The sequence below is a fragment of the uncultured Agrobacterium sp. genome (genome assembly GCF_913777885.1).
Lineage (GTDB): Bacteria > Pseudomonadota > Alphaproteobacteria > Rhizobiales > Rhizobiaceae > Agrobacterium.
Map to the genome: position 1 here is coordinate 188,208 of NZ_CAJYTV010000011.1, position 17,826 is coordinate 206,033.

At 56.9% G+C, this 17,826-nt stretch carries 13 protein-coding genes; 3 read left to right on the forward strand and 10 right to left on the reverse strand.

Translation table 11 applies throughout. The features are described 5' to 3' along the window. Positions 1-407: 407 nt before the first annotated feature. A complete protein-coding gene (gene dnaE, locus QZ869_RS09430; RefSeq protein WP_296104207.1) occupies positions 408-3,905 on the forward strand; it encodes a DNA polymerase III subunit alpha in 3,498 nt (1,165 codons plus the stop codon). Positions 3,906-3,947: 42 nt separating this feature from the next. Here the strand turns inward: dnaE and QZ869_RS09435 are convergent, their stop codons facing one another. From QZ869_RS09435 to QZ869_RS09450, 4 genes are all read right to left on the reverse strand, one after another. Next, positions 3,948-4,238 carry a hypothetical protein gene (locus tag QZ869_RS09435; RefSeq protein WP_363315123.1) on the reverse strand — a complete coding sequence of 97 codons (291 nt, stop codon included), beginning with the start codon at positions 4,236-4,238 and terminating at the stop codon, positions 3,948-3,950. 163 nt (positions 4,239-4,401) lie between these two features. After that, a complete protein-coding gene (locus QZ869_RS09440; RefSeq protein WP_296104210.1) occupies positions 4,402-5,625 on the reverse strand; it encodes a L,D-transpeptidase family protein in 1,224 nt (407 codons plus the stop codon). 149 nt (positions 5,626-5,774) lie between these two features. Next, positions 5,775-7,058, reverse strand: a complete 1,284-nt coding sequence (locus tag QZ869_RS09445; protein ID WP_296100654.1) for a DNA polymerase IV — start codon at positions 7,056-7,058, stop codon at positions 5,775-5,777. 82 nt (positions 7,059-7,140) lie between these two features. Next, entirely contained in the window at positions 7,141-7,437 is a 297-nt protein-coding gene (locus QZ869_RS09450) for a DUF3572 domain-containing protein (RefSeq protein ID WP_296037897.1), read from the reverse strand. A gap of 141 nt (positions 7,438-7,578) precedes the next feature. Between QZ869_RS09450 and QZ869_RS09455 the strand changes: the two genes are divergently transcribed. Together QZ869_RS09455 and QZ869_RS09460 are read left to right on the forward strand one after the other, a co-directional pair. After that, positions 7,579-7,950, forward strand: coding sequence for a response regulator (locus QZ869_RS09455; protein WP_034854043.1), 372 nt, complete (start codon positions 7,579-7,581; stop codon positions 7,948-7,950). An 18-nt stretch (positions 7,951-7,968) separates the two neighbouring features. Then, the gene (locus QZ869_RS09460; RefSeq protein WP_296104213.1) at positions 7,969-9,336 is read left to right on the forward strand and encodes a PleD family two-component system response regulator; all 1,368 of its coding nucleotides are present in this window, start codon (positions 7,969-7,971) and stop codon (positions 9,334-9,336) included. Positions 9,337-9,917: 581 nt separating this feature from the next. Here QZ869_RS09460 and rpmG read toward each other — a convergent pair. The 6 genes from rpmG to topA form a co-directional block, all read right to left on the reverse strand. Further along, complete coding sequence (gene rpmG / locus QZ869_RS09465) at positions 9,918-10,085, reverse strand: 50S ribosomal protein L33 (protein ID WP_003496403.1); 168 nt, start codon at positions 10,083-10,085, stop codon at positions 9,918-9,920. A gap of 89 nt (positions 10,086-10,174) precedes the next feature. After that, entirely contained in the window at positions 10,175-11,347 is a 1,173-nt protein-coding gene (locus tag QZ869_RS09470; RefSeq protein WP_296082889.1) for an MFS transporter, read from the reverse strand. Between the two features lie 9 nt (positions 11,348-11,356). Then, the gene (locus QZ869_RS09475) at positions 11,357-11,986 is read right to left on the reverse strand and encodes an NUDIX hydrolase (RefSeq protein ID WP_296074903.1); all 630 of its coding nucleotides are present in this window, start codon (positions 11,984-11,986) and stop codon (positions 11,357-11,359) included. A 55-nt stretch (positions 11,987-12,041) separates the two neighbouring features. Next, positions 12,042-12,476 carry a DUF983 domain-containing protein gene (locus QZ869_RS09480; RefSeq protein WP_296020923.1) on the reverse strand — a complete coding sequence of 145 codons (435 nt, stop codon included), beginning with the start codon at positions 12,474-12,476 and terminating at the stop codon, positions 12,042-12,044. Positions 12,477-12,551: 75 nt separating this feature from the next. Then, complete coding sequence (gene rnr, locus QZ869_RS09485) at positions 12,552-14,906, reverse strand: ribonuclease R (protein ID WP_296104216.1); 2,355 nt, start codon at positions 14,904-14,906, stop codon at positions 12,552-12,554. Further along, complete coding sequence (gene topA / locus QZ869_RS09490) at positions 14,903-17,593, reverse strand: type I DNA topoisomerase (protein ID WP_296104219.1); 2,691 nt, start codon at positions 17,591-17,593, stop codon at positions 14,903-14,905. Before topA ends, rnr begins: the two co-directional genes overlap by 4 nt. Positions 17,594-17,826 lie beyond the last annotated feature (233 nt).

Sequence of the window (17,826 nt, forward strand, 5' to 3'; positions counted from 1 at the left end):
CTCAGAGTGTCTGTCAACCGCACAGGCTGATTCATGACAGGAACCCCGTCTGACCCTTCAGGCGGGGTTTTGTTTTGCCAATGATTCGATCGGCGGAACCCGGACGAGTCTGCGCACGTTGGCAATAGGACAGTCCGAAGAAATCTGTTGACATGGAAACAAAATGAGAACAAAGTTGGAACATAACAAGTAAGGAGAGACAAATGACTGATTTCATCCGTGACCTTGCCGCCTTCACGTCCATCGCTGTGTTCGTTGCCAGCTTCTCGGTTATCCTCACATCCATGTGAGTTTCGACCCTTCGGTATCTTGACGATTGCAGTGTACGGACACCCGTTCGCGGTGGACTTTGCCGCCCGAAGGGACCAAAATAAGCCCGATTCAGAAATGACAGGAATGCGGGCAAAATGGACGATAATCTTGACGGGCAGAACCTTTCGGGCGTGCTCTTGGAATCTCCCGGCTTCGTGCATCTTCGAGTCCATTCTGCCTATTCGCTGCTTGAAGGCGCGCTTCCTCTTAAAAAGATCATGGCAAAAGCTGTTGGCGATTCTCAGCCCGCTATTGCCATCACTGATACAAACAACCTTTTTGTTGCGCTGGAATTCTCGGAGAAGGCGCGAGACGAAGGACTGCAGCCGATCATCGGGTGTCAGCTTTCCATAGATATGCAGGACGTCGTAGAGGAGAGGCGAGGTGGCAACAATCTGGTCAAGTTGCCGTCTCTTGTTCTCCTGGCCGCCGATGCTGACGGTTATGAACGATTGGTTGATTTGATCAGTCGCGCCTATCTCGACGGTGAAGGCAGCGGCCATGCGGTCAATATCGCCAAGTCCTGGCTGGAAGAAGCAAGCAATGCCGGCTTGATAGCACTATCAGGCGCATCCGGCGGTCCTATCGACATGGCAATGAAAGAAGGGCATGCCGCTCAGGCAAAGAGCCGGCTTCTCGCGCTGAAGGAGATCTTTGGCGATCGGCTATATATAGAGCTTCAACGTCAGGGCAATTACGATCGTGCGCATGAGCGCCGCATGATAGCGCTTGCCTATGAGCACGATATTCCTCTGGTTGCCACCAATGAGGCCTTCTTCCCTTCCAAGGCGGATTATGAGGCCCATGACGCCCTTATGGCGGTCGCTCATAATGCGATCGTTTCGGACGATAGCCGTTTTCGTCTGACTCCCGATCATTATCTAAAGAGCCGCGATGAGATGGTGGCACTCTTCAAGGATATCCCCGAAGCCATCGAAAACACGGTCGAGATCGCCCAGCGTTGTTCCTATGTTCTCAAGAAGCGTGGGCCCATTCTGCCGCGCTTTACCGGCGCCAGTGACGATCCGGAAGAGGCCGAACGCGCAGAATCGCTGGAACTTCGCCGCCAGGCCGTCGAAGGTCTTGACATGCGTTTGGCAGCGCTCGGCATGGCGCCCGGTTATACGGAGCAGGAATACCGGGATCGGCTGGATTTTGAACTCAGCGTCATCGAACGCATGAAGTTTCCTGGCTATTTCCTCATCGTTGCCGACTTCATCAAATGGGCAAAGCAGCAAGATATTCCGGTCGGCCCCGGTCGTGGCTCGGGTGCGGGATCACTCGTCGCCTATGCATTAACAATTACAGATGTGGATCCGCTCCGCTTCTCGCTACTTTTCGAACGTTTCCTTAATCCCGAACGCGTTTCGATGCCCGACTTCGATATCGACTTCTGCCAGGATCGCCGCGAAGAGGTGATCCGCTATGTGCAGCGTAAATATGGTCGCGAGCAAGTGGCGCAGATCATCACCTTCGGGTCGCTGCAAGCCCGTGCGGCCTTGCGCGACGTTGGTCGCGTGCTGGAAATGCCCTACGGTCAGGTGGACCGCATCTGTAAGCTGGTGCCGAACAATCCGGCCAACCCGACTCCACTCTCCAAGGCGATCGAAGAGGAGCCGCGTCTACAGGAGGAGGCGGACAAGGAACCGGTCGTCGCAAGGCTTCTGGATATCGCCCAGAAAATCGAGGGTCTTTATCGCCACGCCTCTACCCACGCCGCCGGTATCGTTATCGGCGACCGTCCTCTGTCGAAGCTCGTGCCGATGTATCGTGATCCGCGATCCGACATGCCTGTCACCCAGTTCAACATGAAGTGGGTTGAAAGCGCCGGGCTGGTGAAGTTCGACTTTCTCGGACTGAAAACGCTGACGGTCCTGAAGGTTGCGGTCGACTTCGTCGCCAAGCGCGGCATCCATGTCGACCTTGCTGCCATTCCGCTGGATGATCAGAAGACCTATGAGATGCTGTCGCGCGGCGAGACGATCGGCGTCTTCCAGGTGGAAAGTGCCGGCATGCGCAAGGCGCTCATCGGAATGCGTCCGGACTGCATTGAGGACATTATCGCGCTGGTCGCGCTCTATCGTCCTGGCCCGATGGAAAATATTCCGGTCTACAACGCCCGCAAACATGGCGAAGAGGAAATCGAGTCGATCCATCCAACCATCGACCATCTCTTGAAGGAAACGCAGGGTGTTATCGTCTATCAGGAACAGGTGATGCAGATCGCCCAGGTTCTATCTGGATATTCTCTTGGTGAAGCCGACCTCCTGCGTCGCGCCATGGGCAAGAAGATCAAGGAAGAAATGGACAAACAGCGGGAGCGCTTCGTTGAAGGCGCGATCCGCAATAATGTCTCCAAGGCCCAGGCCGACACGATCTTTGATCTCCTCGCCAAGTTCGCGAATTATGGCTTCAACAAGTCTCACGCCGCCGCTTACGCCATCGTTTCGTATCAGACCGCCTATATGAAGGCGCACTACCCGGTGGAGTTCCTTGCCGCTTCGATGACGCTTGATATGGCGAATACCGAAAAGGTCAATGATTTCCGCCAGGATGCTGCGCGTCTGGGAATCGAGATCGTCGCACCATCTGTCCAGACATCCTTCCGTCGTTTCGAAACGGGTGAGAACCGCATCTATTATTCGCTGGCAGCCTTGAAGGGCGTGGGCGAGGGTGCGGTCGATCATATCGTCGAAGTGCGCGGCGATACGCCTTTCGCAAGTCTCGAAGATTTCTGCCTCCGGATCGATCCCAAGCAGATCAACCGCCGCGTTCTGGAAAGCCTGATCAACGCAGGCGCATTCGATTGCTTCGGCAAAGACCGCGCCGAACTGATCGGCGGTCTCGATCGCATTATTGGCTACTCCCAACGCGCCCAGGAAAGCCGTGTTACCGGCCAACACGACATGTTCGGCTCAGGCGCGGCAACCGGTCCGGAGAAGCTGGTGCTGCCCGCCTACCAGCCATGGCTGGCCTCCGAAAAGCTACTGCGCGAATATCAGGTGCTGGGCTTCTATCTCACTGCCCACCCGCTCGATACCTACCGGACCGTGCTCGACAAACTTCGTGTTCAGAACATCGCTGATTTCTCCGCAGCGGTGAAACAGGGAGCAACGGTTGGTCGTCTTGCAGGTACAGTCACTGGCAAGCAGGAGCGTAAGACCCGCACCGGCAACAAGATGGGAATCGTGACCTTCTCCGATGCATCCGGCCAGTACGAGGCCGTGCTGTTTTCAGAAGGACTTGGCCAATATCGCGATCTGCTAGAGGTCGGAAAATCGCTGGTCATTACCGTTCAGGCGGAAGAACGACCGGAAGGTATCGGGCTGCGCATCCAGACGGCGCAATCGCTCGAGGAAAAATCCGTGCAGATGCAAAAGGCGTTGCGCGTCTATGTTCGGGATTCCGGCCCGCTTAAAACCGTGGCGCGACATCTGAATGCCAGAGGTGACGGGTCGGTCTACTTCATCGTGATAAAGGATGAAGGGCAACGTGAAATCGAAGTCGAACTAACCGATAAATATCGTATTTCCCCGGAGATAGCAGCTGCTTTGCGCTCCGCTCCCGGTGTCGTCGATGTCGAACTCGTGTGAGGTGATGAGGGAGCGGGTGAGATCCGTTCACCCGCTTTCCGATCAAAACAGGCTGTTTGCCGGATAGGCATAGGCACCGTTATCGATAAATCCGTGCCGCGACAGGCATGCGCGCAAGGCTGCGTTATAATAATATGAGTTGGTGAACGTGGTGCCACGTTGCGGTACGCTTGCCTCGACGCTGCAGCGTGCGAGCGCATGGTCGAACACGTTCAGGATGATGGGATCGCTCTCAACCGCCGGTCCGCCATAGACGCTATAATTTTTCGGCGCTTCCGCGGCGGAAACGCAGGCCAGCGCAACAATCGCTGCTGCAAGATATTTCATGTTCATAGTCACGGCTTCCCAAGCGAATTGATGAGCTTCTAAACGTTGCCGGGGCAGAAGTGGTTCCTAAGCATGGTCGCACGCAAAGGTGCGCAGCCGTTTTGCGAGGACGACACGCTTCAGATTGTTACGCCCGCCTGTACTGCTGTCCGAACTCGGAGCCGGCGTGTCAATCACGCGTAACGGTGACGAAGTCCGTGCCCTGACCCGTCTCAAGTCCGTGGCTTAGATCGGATACCGTGATCGAGCTTCCGACGGAAAGCTGCTCTTCCAATCTCTCGCGGACATCTGCCGGAATATCGATGCGATCGAGTGCTGCCGTCAGCTGGTCGTATCCGCCCGGTGCGTCGGAAACGTTAATACCAAGGCGCTTGCGTGCGGCATTTGGAAGATGGTTCTCGAGTGTCAGGCCGTTCCACTCTGCTTTCTCGCCGTCGATATCGATGACCTCGAAGAAATGCGTGCCGAGCGCGACCTGCGGATCTTTTATGTGGATAGGGGCTTCGAAGAGCGGCTTGAAATTCTGCCGCACCATCAATTGTCCATCAGCTGGCGTATCCGCGCCAGCCGATGCATAGACAGCATCGACAAACTCGGCGGTCAGAAGCGGGCCAGTGGTTTTCATCCCCTTCCACCGCTTGTAGCCATTGACGGCATTGATGGTCATCTGTCCCGCGTATCCGTCTGCCGCACCGGCGTCAAAACCCAGGCTCGTCAAGAGGCGCTGCACATCCATGGTTTTCTCCCGGTCACCGCGACGGGTGATCAGGACGCGCAAAGGCGCTCCGATTGACTTTCGTTGCGTGACCGACGCAGGAACAGAACTGGTTTTTTCATTCACCGCAACTTCGACCAGCTTTAGCGAGGTATCGAAAGTGGCGGGGCGCATCTCGACATCGGCGAGTAGGCGCCCTTCATCGGCAGACTTTGGCTGGAGAAGGGCAGGGTGGTCGATCCGACGCAGGGCAACATCCTTACTGGAGACAATCACGTGGACGCCCCTGCCGGTCATGCCATAGAGCGACTTTGCGAATTTGGCCGGCAGGCGAATGCAGCCGTGAGAGGCCGGGTAGTTGGGGACGTGGCCTTCATGCAACGCAATTCCCGACCAAGTCAGCCGCTGCATGAACGGCATGGGAGCTGCCGAGTAAATATTGGACTCGTGATACTTGCGCTTGTCCAGGATAGAGAAGATGCCGCTCGGCGTTTCGTGTCCGGACTTGCCGGTAGACACGCGCGATGTAGCGATGACGTTGCCATCCTCGTAAAGAGACAGCGTCTGCTCGTTCTTCGAAACGACGACCTGTAAGCTACGCGCATCACCGGCAATCGCCGCTTGCACGAGGACGGAGGAGGAGAGGAGGCAGGCTCCTACAAGGCTACGCAACATCATGTTTGCTCCAACGCGATACACAACATGCCGCCGATTGACAGCGTGCAAGGGAGACTTGAAGCGCACGATCCGCGCCAGTCAGATCGCTACATTTAAGGCAGCTCATTTAAGGAAGCTTTTAACTGCGATCACGAAGCCGTGTAGCGGAGTCATTTTTTGGCGCCGAAGGTATAGCCGGTTTCCACCGTGCCCTTTCCGAACTTCTCTCTCAGCTTGTCCATCGCCGCCTCCGCTGCTGCCCGTCTGCCAGCCGATTTGTCCACGAGGTCTGGAGGGTCTGCCTGAGCCGGATCACGAAGATCGGTCACGCCGATACCGATGAGACGAAATTTCGTCCCGTCAGTTTCCTTTTCGAGAAGGGAAAGCCCTGTTCTGAAAATTTTGTCGGCCAGTTGCGTCGGATCTTCCAGCCGCTTGTTGCGGCTGCGGGACTTGAAGTCCGCCGCCTTCATCTTCAGCACGACCGTCTGTCCGGCAGTGGCGTTCTTCTTCAATCGCCAGGCGACTTTCTCCGAAAGCGCCCGCAAGATAGGCACAAGATCGTCGTACCGCGATATGTCATTGAAGAAGGTCGTCTCTGCCGAAACGCTCTTTGCCGGGTCGTTGGTGTGGACGTCACGATCATCGATCCCGCGGGCAAGCCGGTACAGGCGTTGCCCCATGCTGCCGTAGCGGCGCATCAGCTCCGTTTCTTCCATGTCCTGCAGCTGGGAGATCATTCGTATGCCATCTGCCTCCAGCGTGGCGGCGAAGGCCTTGCCGACGCCCCATATTGTGGTGACTGGACGTGTGGCGAGAAAGCGCGTTGCTTCCTTCTCGCCCACTACAGAAAAGCCGCGTGGCTTTTGAAGATCGGATGCCACCTTCGCCAGGAACTTGCAGTAAGAAAGGCCGACCGAAACCGTGATGCCGATTTCTTTTTCGACCCTACGAGCGAAATGCGCCAATACGCGTGCGGGTGGATCGTGATGGAGCCGCTCTGTGCCGGAGAGATCGAGAAAGGCCTCATCGATCGACAGCGGTTGGACCAGCGGCGTCAGATCCTGCATCATGGCGCGGATCTGGCGACCGACCTGGCTGTACTTCTCCATGTTCGGCTTGACGACCACGGCGTCAGGACAGGCTTCCAGCGCCTTGAACATAGGCATAGCGGAGCGCACGCCATGGATACGGGCAATATAGCATGCGGTCGATACAACGCCGCGTTTGCCGCCGCCGATAATCACTGGCTTGTCGATGAGCTCCGGATTATCGCGCTTTTCCACAGAAGCATAAAAAGCGTCGCAATCGATATGGGCTATTGTGAGATCGTAGAGTTCGTCATGATAGAGCAGCCTCGGGCTGCCACATGCGAGGCAACGCCTTATTCTCTCCGGCTGACCAGCCAGGCAGTCACGACAAAAACCGGGATGGTCGCTCGAAATCAAAGGCATGGCCACGAAACAAAAAGAGAACGGCTCTGACTTTAGTCGTGGATCTCTTGAATCTCAAGAGCGCGGTCTGTCGCTTTGGATGTCAATAAACGCCGGAATCGAGACCGGGACCGGAGTATCTGTGCCAGGCAGCCTGAACATCTTCCGGGTTGAACCCGGACGCTTCGCAGAACGCCATCAGATCAGGCTCGTGATTCATGACGAAGTCGGTCAGGCCAGCCAGAAATCCTGGATCTTGTATGGCGGCGCGCAGCATGTTGGGCTGCAGGCCGCTCAATGCCAGAAACCGGGCAAGAATATCCGGTTCGTTCGCCAGCCATCCCAGTATGGCCGCGACTGTTTCCTCGGGGTCCTTGACCAGTGACTTTCCGTTTTTCATCGAGCGCTGCATTTCTTTCCGGAAGTTACCTATTTTTCAACCAAATCGCATTAGCCTCCCTCGGCAGGGGATAATGGAATCGGTTCTGTGGCAACTTATATGCCCAGGGGAAGGTTTCAAAGCGTAACAAGGACTGCCGCCATGCCCAAGCAGGTCATGATAGTTGAAGACAACGAGCTCAATATGAAGCTCTTTCGTGATCTGATCGAGGCATCCGGTTACACGACCATACAGACGCGTAACGGCATGGAAGCTCTCGAGCTTGCCCGCAAGCACCGTCCTGATCTCATTCTTATGGATATTCAATTGCCCGAAGTCTCGGGACTTGAAGTCACCAAATGGCTCAAGGAAGATGACGAACTGCATGTGATTCCCGTGATTGCCGTCACGGCTTTCGCCATGAAGGGAGACGAGGAGCGCATTCGCCAGGGCGGTTGCGAGGCCTATGTTTCCAAGCCAATATCCGTTCCGAAGTTCATAGAGACGATCAAGACCTATCTCGGCGATGCATAAGGCAACAGGGGCGACCGAATGACTGCTAGAATACTGGTCGTCGACGACATAGAAGCTAATCTGAAGTTTCTTGAGGCCCGCCTTCTGGCGGACTATTTCGATGTGGTCTGCACCGATAATGGTCGCGATGCTTTGGCAATCTGCGCGGGCGGCCAAGTCGACGTCATTCTTCTCGACGTCATGATGCCGGAAATGGACGGCTTCGAGGTATGTGAGCGGCTGAAAGCCGATCCGGCGACAGCGCATATCCCTGTGGTGATGGTGACAGCGCTGGATCAGCCAGCGGACCGCGTGCGAGGACTGAAGGCGGGAGCAGACGATTTTCTGACGAAGCCCGTCAATGACCTGCAGCTGATTTCCCGCGTCAAAAGCTTGGCACGTCTCAAGACCATGAGCGACGAGTTGCGTGACAGGTTGAAGACAGCAGGATCGATCGATATTCAGGAATCCATCGGCGCAGACGGTCACATAGAAAAGCCTGGCCGCATCTTGTTGATCGATGAACGAGCCAGTTCGCAAGAGCGGATCGTCAAGGCATTGAAGCCGGTTGCCGAGGTTTGCGCTTGGAGCGATCCTTCAAACGCGATTTTCGAGGCGACCGAAAATCCCTACGATCTCGTGATCATCAACTCCAATTTCGACGACTTCGACCCGTTGAGGCTTTGTTCTCAACTGCGCTCGCTCGACAGAACGCGCTTTCTGCCGCTTCTGATCGTCACCGAACAGAACGACGATGCCATGGTGGTCCGCGCGCTTGATCTCGGTGTCAACGACTATATCATTCGCCCCATCGATCCAAACGAACTCGTCGCACGCACACTCTCGCAGATCAAGCGAAAGCGCTTCAATGACAGGTTGCGTGAAGATCTGGCACAGACCATGGAGCTTGCGGTCATCGATGGACTGACGGGTCTCAACAATCGCCGCTATCTCGATCTTCATCTAAAGACGCTTTTCAACCGCGCAGCGCTTCGTGGACGAGACATATCCGTTTGCATGACGGATATTGATTGCTTCAAGCAGGTGAACGATCTCTACGGCCACGAGGCAGGCGACGAAGTGTTGAAGGAATTTGCCAGCCGATTGCGCTCAACAGTGCGCGGTGCCGATCTTGCCTGCCGCTATGGCGGCGAGGAATTCGTCGTGGTGATGCCGGATACGTCGCTGGAGACCGCTGCCGTGGTCGCAGAGCGTTTGCGTTCGATTATTGAGGATCGCCCCTTCGTTCTGCGTTCGGGACAGCACTTGCAGATTACCGCATCCATGGGCATTGCCTCAAACCTTGCCGGTGTCGACAGTCCCGAGCAATTGATGCGTCAGGCGGATCGTGCGCTCTATGAAGCGAAAAGAAGCGGTCGCAATCGCGTCGTTGCTGCCGCCGCCTGAGCGGAAGGCATGATGTATAGATCAAAGCCGATAGAGCATTGGTAGTGCGTCAACAGTAAGCGCGGCGCGCTGTACCTCGCACTGCGCCAATCGCAGTTTGTATCAGCACGCTACATTTAACCATATTTCAAAGCGGAAATTGTCTCGCATTAATAAAGTGTTGAACTTTTAGGTCGCTTGAGCGAGTATTTGTTCAGACAGATAATTTTACGCCAATGCATTCAATGGGAATGCAGAGCGCGAAAATTAGTCATGACGCGGTCAGTCTTACGGTAGGCCGTGTATGGATACCCCTTGATGCTCAGGTCCGCCGCATCTCCTGGGTCTTGGGGTCGGTCGGCCGGCGATACCAATAGACGGTTCCTCGTGCCGTCGTGGAAATCCCGGCCGACCCCATCCTTCCGATCTTTTAGTCTCATATGTTTTGATCTGATGCGCCATGGTGCGCAGCACTTTTGGCGCGCACGCTGAGGTGGGTATGTGACGCACCGAACCGCTTTGGCAAACTCTATTCAGCGTACCGCTCAAAACAAAAAAAACGCGCCTCGAGGGCGCGTTCTTTAAGGTCAAGATCTAGCCGATTACTTGATCTTGGTTTCCTTGAATTCAACGTGCTTGCGAACGACCGGGTCGTACTTGGTCTTCGTCATCTTGTCCGTGAAGGTACGGCTGTTCTTCGTGGTGACGTAGAAAGTACCTGTGTCGGCCGTCGACAGCAGCTTGATCTTGATTGTTGTAGCTTTCGCCATGGTCGTCCTGCCTTTAACAAGTAAGTGAGCCGCGGACCTGTTCGATCCCGGCTAAATCTGGCGCGAAACTACGGATCGCGCCCGAAAAGTCAAGCATGTTTTGAGCCGAAAACCGAACGCCCAATGGAAAGAACGACATAGAAGCCGAAAAACAGCGCTAATGCCCAGGCAAAGCCATGGCTTCCTGAGATATCCATGGCGATACCCACCGTCTGCGGCCCCGCGATCGTACCCGTCGCGTAGCAGAATATAAAGGCTGCATTGGCGGCAACGAGGTCGGAGCCGGTGAGTCGCGAGCCAAGATGGGTCAAGCCTACCGTATACATGCCTGACACGAGCCCGCCCCAGAGGAGCAGCAGAATCGCCACCAGCATCCAGTTGCTAACGAGGAGCGGCAGCGCAAGCGTGCCGCACAGACCAACGAACGCCATCAGCCCAAGAAGAAGGCGTCTGTTGGTCATCCTGTCCGACAGCAGTCCGATAGGGATCTGGAACGCCATGTTGCCGATCGCCATCACTGTCAGCAGGAGAGCCGCCTGCGATTCATTGAAGCCTTCACGCGTGGCATAGATTGGGAAGAGCGAGAGCCCGCCCGCCTGCACGGAGCCGAAGACGAAAGCTGCGGCAGAAGCCATAGGAACAAGCCAGATGTAGCGCACGAAGTGATGGGCCGGCTTTTCATCGAGCGCGGGACTTTCCTTGCGCGCCAGAAAGATGGGAATGGCAGCAAGAAGGATAATGCCGCAGCCGACAAGGAAGGGTGTAATTCCCTCGCTTCCAACCGTGGAGAAGAGGAGAGGCCCAACGGCGAAGCCGACCGCAAGGCCGGTCGCGTAAACCCCGAGTACAAGCCCGCGCTTGCGCGGTGGCGCCGCCGCATTGATCCAGAATTCCGAAAGGATGAAGAGCGTGGTGGTTGCCCCGTGAAAGACGATTCTGAGCGGAAACCACATCCAGAAGTCGGCTGCGTAGTAAAAACCCATAGCGCTGACCGAGGAGATGAGCACCGCCGTCATCATGGTGCGAGCAACACCGAAATCATGCGCAAGCTTGCTGGTGATGGGCGCTGCGATCATGGCAGCCACGCCGGCCATGGCCGAGTTGAGGCCGATCATGCTCGACGAAATACCGCGTCGCTCCAGAATGAGGCTCAACAGCGGCAATCCGAGACCGATGGCGATACCAACGGCGCTGATGGCGGATATGGCAGCGACAAGTGAAGGCCAGTGGATATTGTCGGCGTCGCAATTGGGATGTGACATGAAGACCTTTTAAAGAAAGCCGCGTATGAATGTGCCGCGACGCTCGAAATATAGTCGCACCGGGCTTTCAAATTTTATTGGCTGATCACCTATCATGAAGTTTGTGACATCTTCGAGAACCATCCGTGTAATCGCAGCCATGTTCACACCGGAATAGTCGCGAATGTCAAGCCATTGGAGATTTTGCAACTCCTCGGAATCCTTGACTGCCACGGGATCTATGCCAACTTCATCGGCGAAACAGAAGAAGAAGCGCGTATCGAAGCGTCTCACGCGCCCGGGCGGCGTGATTGCCCGTGCCACATAGCGCAGTGCAGCCAGGTCCGGCCGCTGATGCCCTTCAGTTCCGAAGGTCAAGCCGGTTTCTTCTCGCAGCTCGCGCACTGCCGCCAGCGCCAGCGCGCGCGCTCTCGTATTGGTTATGGGGCGTGACGCCGATTGTCTGAGTTTTTCAAGGACGACCGGATTGAGATCGTCACCAAATGGCAATGCGTAATCGCCAGGATCTCGACGTCCACCGGGAAAGACATAAACATCCGGCATAAAGACGTGCTGGCTGCTGCGCTGGCCCATCAGAACGCGCGGACTGCTGTTCGAGCGGTCCACGATGATCAGGCACGCTGCATCGTTCGGGCGCAGATAGGATATCTTTTCGGCGTCCACGTGAGCACACAAGAGAGCAGCGACCCGCCCGTCAGTGGGACGAGCCGTCGATCTGCGGCTTGTCCGGCTCGCTACCAAACCCGTGCATCCTGAGCGCCCATTGCAACCCGATTACGCCGCCCTTGATTGGCTGGATCGTCAGAAGCGCTACCAGGATGGTGATCGGCACCCATATGGCGAAATGTACCCACATCGGTACCATCAAGACGAGATCGGTCATCATGAAGCCACCGACGGCGACGTGGCCGAGGATCATGATCGAAATATAGGGTGGCAGGTCGTCCGAGCGTTGATGATGCAGATCCTCGCCGCAGGCGGCGCACTGGTCCACCGGCTTCAGCCAGGCTTTGAACAGACGACCGCTGCCGCAGGCCGGGCATCGGCAGGAGATTCCGCGCATGATCGAGCGACCCAGCGGACGCTCCTGCTTTTCGCCGCCATATTGCACTGTCTGTATATCGCTCATACCAATCCCTCCAAGACGTTCTAACCGAACCATTCAACCGCGATATCGTTGCCGATATTGCTATTCGAAAATGCTTCAGCGTTTCCTGCGCGGCGGCCTTGTTCCCGGTGCCGCCGTACGCCCTCCACTCCGGCGCGCCGTCTTGTGGAAGGATCGTGTGCCTGCCGGCATCTTGCGCCCTTCGCTCAACATCTCGAAGCGAAGCGCGCCCGCCAGCGGCACGGCTTCGGCCAGACGAACCTGAACGGTATCGCCAAGCTGGAAGCCGAGACCGGTCTTCTCACCCGTTAGTGCCTGATGCGCTTCGTCATAGATGAAATAATCGGTTCCGATCGTAGATATAGGAACGAAACCGTCTGCGCCAAACTGTGGAAGCGCGACAAATAGTCCCGCCTTGGTGACACCGCCAACCCGGCCTTCGAATTCCTCGCCGACGCGCTCGGAAAGATGGTGCGCTATCAGCCGGTTGATGGTATCGCGCTCGGCGGCCATCGCCCGGCGCTCGAAGGTCGAAATCTCAGCGGCGATATCGTCGAGTGTGGCTTCTTCCTGTGGCGTGATACCACCTTCACCAAGTCCCAAAGAGCCAACCAGCGCACGATGCACGATCAGGTCCGCATAGCGGCGAATGGGCGAGGTGAAGTGTGCATACTTCATGAGATTAAGACCGAAATGGCCGATATTCTCTGGGCTGTAGATCGCCTGGCTCTGCGAGCGCAACACCATCTCGTTGACCATGATCTGATGCGGCGTATCTTCCGCCCGCGCCAGGATGCCGTTGAAGGAGTTGGCGCGCACCTGACCGCCCTTGGCCATAGTGATGCCGAGCGTTGCGAGGAATTCGCGCAACGTCTCCTGCTTTGCAAGTGTGGGGGCATCGTGAACGCGATAGACAAGCGGCTGCTTCTTCTTTTCCAGCGTCTCGGCCGCGGAAACGTTCGCCTGGATCATCATTTCCTCGATCAGCTTATGAGCATCGAGGCGTTCTGGAATGATGACCTTGTCGACAGTGCCATCGTCGCGCAGAACGATCTTGCGCTCCGGCATGTCGAGTTCAAGTGGCTGGCGACGATCGCGCCCGCGCTTCATCACCTCATAGGCATGCCAGAGTGGCTTCAGGATCGGCTCCAGCATGGGGCCGGTCTTGTCATCGGGCTTGCCGTCGATGGCCGCCTGCGCCTGTTGGTAGGAGAGCTTGGCCGCACTCTTCATCATGATGCGATGGAAAGTATGCGACGCCTTGCGGCCTTCCTTGGAAAACACCATCCTCACCGCAAGAGCAGGGCGGTCGACGCCCTCCTTGAGCGAGCAGAGATCATTGGAAATCCTCTCCGGCAGCATCGGCACGACGCGGTCTGGAAAATAGACGGAATTGCCGCGCTTCAGCGCTTCGCGGTCGAGCGGCGCGCCGGAGCGGACATAATAAGACACATCTGCAATCGCCACGGTGACGATCACGCCGTCGGGATTGTCAGGCGATGTATCGGGCTCGGCATAGACGGCATCGTCATGGTCCTTGGCATCCGCCGGGTCGATTGTGATCAGCGGCAGATCGCGCCAGTCTTCACGGTGCGCCATAGTAGCGGGCTTTGCTGCATCCGCTTCCGCCAGAACATTCTGCGGGAAGATGTGCGGAATACCATGTCCATAAATCGCGATCATGGATATGGCTTTTTCAGACGCCACCGAGCCAATGACGGAAAGGACCTTGGCACGCTTGAGGCCGTAGCGCCCACTATTGCGCGAAACTTCCACCTCGATCAGATCGCCATCCTTGGCGTCGCCAACGCCATCGGGATCGATCACCAGCTCTTCGCCGCGCCGATCGACCGGCATCAAGCGGCCACCAGCGCCGGGCTGCTCCTTGAAAACGCCGATCAGCGCGCTCTGGCGGCGATCGATCAGCTTGATGACGCGAGCGGTATAAGCAGGGCCGCTACGGTCCTTGGAGGGAAAAATCTTGGCCAGCACGCGGTCATTCAAGCCAGCTGCCGGTCCCTTTTTGCCACGGTCCTGCGACGACTGGCGGATCAGCACGGCGGGTGCTGCGCCTTGATCTTCCGGCCATTCGGCGGGACGGCCGATCAGTTCGCCATCCTTGTCGCGGGTTGTAATATCCAGAACGGTCACGGGAGGCAGGCCACCGGGTCGCATCAGCGACTTGCGGTTCTTCTGCACCATGCCGTCAACTTCCAATTCCTTTAGTAGAGCTTTCAGCACCACACGGGTGTCGCCCTTCAGGCCGAACGCCTTGGCGATTTCGCGCTTGGACGCCTGTTGCGGATGTTCGGCAATGAACTTCAGCAACACTTCGCGCGAAGGCACTTCCCCATGGACGATGCCTTCGCTTTCATTCACGCGCTTTGAGCGGGCGGTGCGTCCGAAACCTTCATTGGCGGAATTCTGTTTCTGACGCGGTGCTTTGCTCACGATTCTGCCTTTTTGGTTTTCGCTGCTGTCTTGGGCTTCGCCGCAGCCTTAGGCTTGGCGGCCGCCTTCGTCTTGCTTGCCGCTTTCGCCTTTGCGGGCTTGGCGTCTGCCTCGCCTTCGGTCTTCTTTTTTGCCGGAGCCTTCTTGGCCTTGACCGGCTTGCCGCCGGTCTTGGCAATGCGCTCGGCAATCAGTACCAGCGCCTCATCCAGCGTCACCGTATCCGGAGACTGTGCCTTGGGGATCGTCGCATTGACCTTGCCCCAGTTCACGTAAGGACCAAAGCGACCATCGCGAACGGTAATCGCGCCACCATCCGGGTGATCCCCCAACGACTTCAGCGCGGCAGGCGTCGCGGCGCGGCCACGACCGGGCGCTGCCTTCTTCTCGGCAATCACGGTCACGGCGCGGTTTAGGCCGATGGAAAACACGTCTTCGACGCTCTCCAGATTGGCATAACCACCATCATGCATCAGGAACGGACCATAGCGACCGATGCCGGCAGAAATCATCTTGCCGGTTTCTGGATGCTTGCCGATATCGCGTGGCAAATTGATCAGTGCCAATGCCTTCTCATGGTCGATCTCTTCCGGCTTCCAACCCTTTGGCAGGGAGGCGCGCTTGGCTTCCTTGCCATCGCCACGTTGAATATAGGGTCCGAAACGGCCAGAACGAAGCGTCAGTTCTTCGCCGGTCATTGGATCGGCGCCAAGCGCCTTCGGCTCATTCAGCGCTGCGGCTTCGGCTTCCGCGCCATCGGAGGTCAACTGACGGGTGTAGTTGCAGTCCGGATAGTTGGAGCAGCCGACGAAAGCGCCGTATTTTCCGAGCTTCAGCGATAGGTTGCCGGTGCCGCACACCTGGCAGATGCGCGGATCGGAACCATCTTCGCGCTTGGGGAAGACCAGCGGTGCCAGCACCTCGTTCAGAGCGTCCAGAACGTTGGTGACGCGCAGTTCCTTGGTGTCTTCGATCTGGGCGAAGAAGTCCTTCCAGAAGTCTCGAAGAACCTCTTTCCAATCGAGTTCACCTGCCGAGATCCGGTCGAGCTTCTCTTCCAGATCGGCAGTGAAATCATATTCCACATAGCGGGTGAAGAAGCTTTCCAGGAAGGCCGTCACCAGCCGGCCGCGCGAATGCGGGATCAGTTTGCGCTTGTCGACGACGATATACTCGCGGTCGCTCAGTGTCTTCAGCGTCGCCGCATAGGTGGAGGGTCGGCCGATACCGAGCTCTTCCATCTTCTTGATCAGCGATGCTTCCGAGTAACGCGGTGGCGGCTCGGTGAAATGCTGGCTTGCATTGATCTTCTGCCTGGCAAGATTTTCGCGGGCATTGATCTGCGGCAGGCGTCCACCGTCTTCGCTATCGTCGCTCTGCTCGCCATCTTCCTTCTGATCCGTATAGGCGGCAATGAAGCCATCGAAACGGATGACGGAGCCGACAGCGCGCAGACCTGCCTTGTCGCCCTTGTTGTCGGCAAGAATTTCAACTGTCGTGCGTTCGATCTCTGCGGAGGCCATCTGGCTCGCAATGCCACGTTTCCAGACCAGATCGTAGAGACGAAGCTGATCTGAATCGAGATAACGCTTTACCTTGTCCGGAGAGCGATTGAAGTCCGTCGGACGGATAGCCTCGTGGGCTTCCTGAGCGTTTTTGGCCTTGGTGGAATAGAAGCGCGCCTTTTCCGGCACATAGCGCTCGCCGAACTGCTCGCCGATCGCGCGCCGTGCGGCGTCGATCGCTTCGGGCGCCATCTGCACGCCATCGGTACGCATATAGGTAATGAGACCGACTGTCTCACCGCCGATGTCGATACCTTCATAAAGTCTCTGCGCTACCTGCATCGTGCGCGATGCCGAAAAGCCAAGGCGTGAAGAGGCTGCCTGCTGAAGCGTCGATGTCGTGAAGGGAGGGCCCGGATTACGCTTGACTGGCTTTGCTTCGACCGTATCGACGACGTAGCTTGCGCCTTCCAGCAATGTCTTCAGCCGCGTTGCATCGTCACCGGTCTTGATCGACTTGCCCTGAAGGCGCTTGCCATCGGCCGAAACGAGCTTCGCTTCGAACTCGTCGCCGCGTGGTGTCTTCAAGAGTGCGGAGATGTTCCAATATTCTTCCGAGACGAAGCGCTCGATCTCCGATTCGCGGTCGCAGACCAGCCGGAGCGCCACAGACTGCACGCGCCCGGCGGAACGAGCGCCCGGCAGCTTGCGCCAGAGAACCGGCGACAGGTTGAAGCCAACGAGATAATCCAGAGCGCGGCGAGCGAGATAGGCATCGACGAGCGGAACATCGATATCGCGGGGTTCTGCCATAGCATCCAGAACGGCCTTCTTGGTGATCGCGTTGAACACCACGCGCTTGACCGGCTTGTCGCCTAGAACCTTCTTCTTTTTCAGAAGGTCCAGAACGTGCCAGGAAATCGCTTCCCCCTCGCGATCAGGGTCGGTCGCCAGAAACAGGCCATCGGATGCCTTCACGGCATCGGCGATATCCTTCATGCGTTTCTGCGACGCAGGATCGACTTCCCAGGACATTTCAAAATCCTGGTCTGGAAGAACAGAACCATCCTTGGCGGGAAGGTCCCGCACGTGGCCGAACGATGCAAGGACCTGATAGCCGGGGCCAAGATACTTGTTGATCGTCTTGGCTTTTGCCGGAGACTCTACGACGACGACATTCATATTTTTTTCTCTGGGAACATGTCCGTTAACCGGCATCGTCGCTTATTGCGCATGCAACGACGCCATCCTTTTATTTCGACATGGACAGGTAATGCGCTCCGGTCAAGGGGGAGAGCCCCTTTTTCTGTCTTCGCAGATGCATGCAACTTCTGCAATTTTCATCAAAATGAGACAATTTCAGATAGGCATGATGCCGTCGGTTGCAGCTCCGCAAGTCCTCCGCTTTAGCGGTG

Excerpts from the sequence above, each read along its gene's own strand:
- QZ869_RS09450 (WP_296037897.1), bottom strand. The coding sequence starts at position 7,437 with ATGAAAAACGGAAAGTCACTGGTCAAGGACCCCGAGGAAACAGTCGCG.
- QZ869_RS09470 (WP_296082889.1), bottom strand. The coding sequence starts at position 11,347 with ATGTCACATCCCAATTGCGACGCCGACAATATCCACTGGCCTTCACTT.
- dnaE (WP_296104207.1), top strand. The coding sequence starts at position 408 with ATGGACGATAATCTTGACGGGCAGAACCTTTCGGGCGTGCTCTTGGAA.
- rpmG (WP_003496403.1), bottom strand. The coding sequence starts at position 10,085 with ATGGCGAAAGCTACAACAATCAAGATCAAGCTGCTGTCGACGGCCGAC.
- QZ869_RS09480 (WP_296020923.1), bottom strand. The coding sequence starts at position 12,476 with ATGAGCGATATACAGACAGTGCAATATGGCGGCGAAAAGCAGGAGCGT.
- QZ869_RS09445 (WP_296100654.1), bottom strand. The coding sequence starts at position 7,058 with ATGCCTTTGATTTCGAGCGACCATCCCGGTTTTTGTCGTGACTGCCTG.
- QZ869_RS09460 (WP_296104213.1), top strand. The coding sequence starts at position 7,969 with ATGACTGCTAGAATACTGGTCGTCGACGACATAGAAGCTAATCTGAAG.
- topA (WP_296104219.1), bottom strand. The coding sequence starts at position 17,593 with ATGAATGTCGTCGTCGTAGAGTCTCCGGCAAAAGCCAAGACGATCAAC.
- QZ869_RS09455 (WP_034854043.1), top strand. The coding sequence starts at position 7,579 with ATGCCCAAGCAGGTCATGATAGTTGAAGACAACGAGCTCAATATGAAG.
- QZ869_RS09440 (WP_296104210.1), bottom strand. The coding sequence starts at position 5,625 with ATGATGTTGCGTAGCCTTGTAGGAGCCTGCCTCCTCTCCTCCTCCGTC.
- QZ869_RS09435 (WP_363315123.1), bottom strand. The coding sequence starts at position 4,238 with ATGAACATGAAATATCTTGCAGCAGCGATTGTTGCGCTGGCCTGCGTT.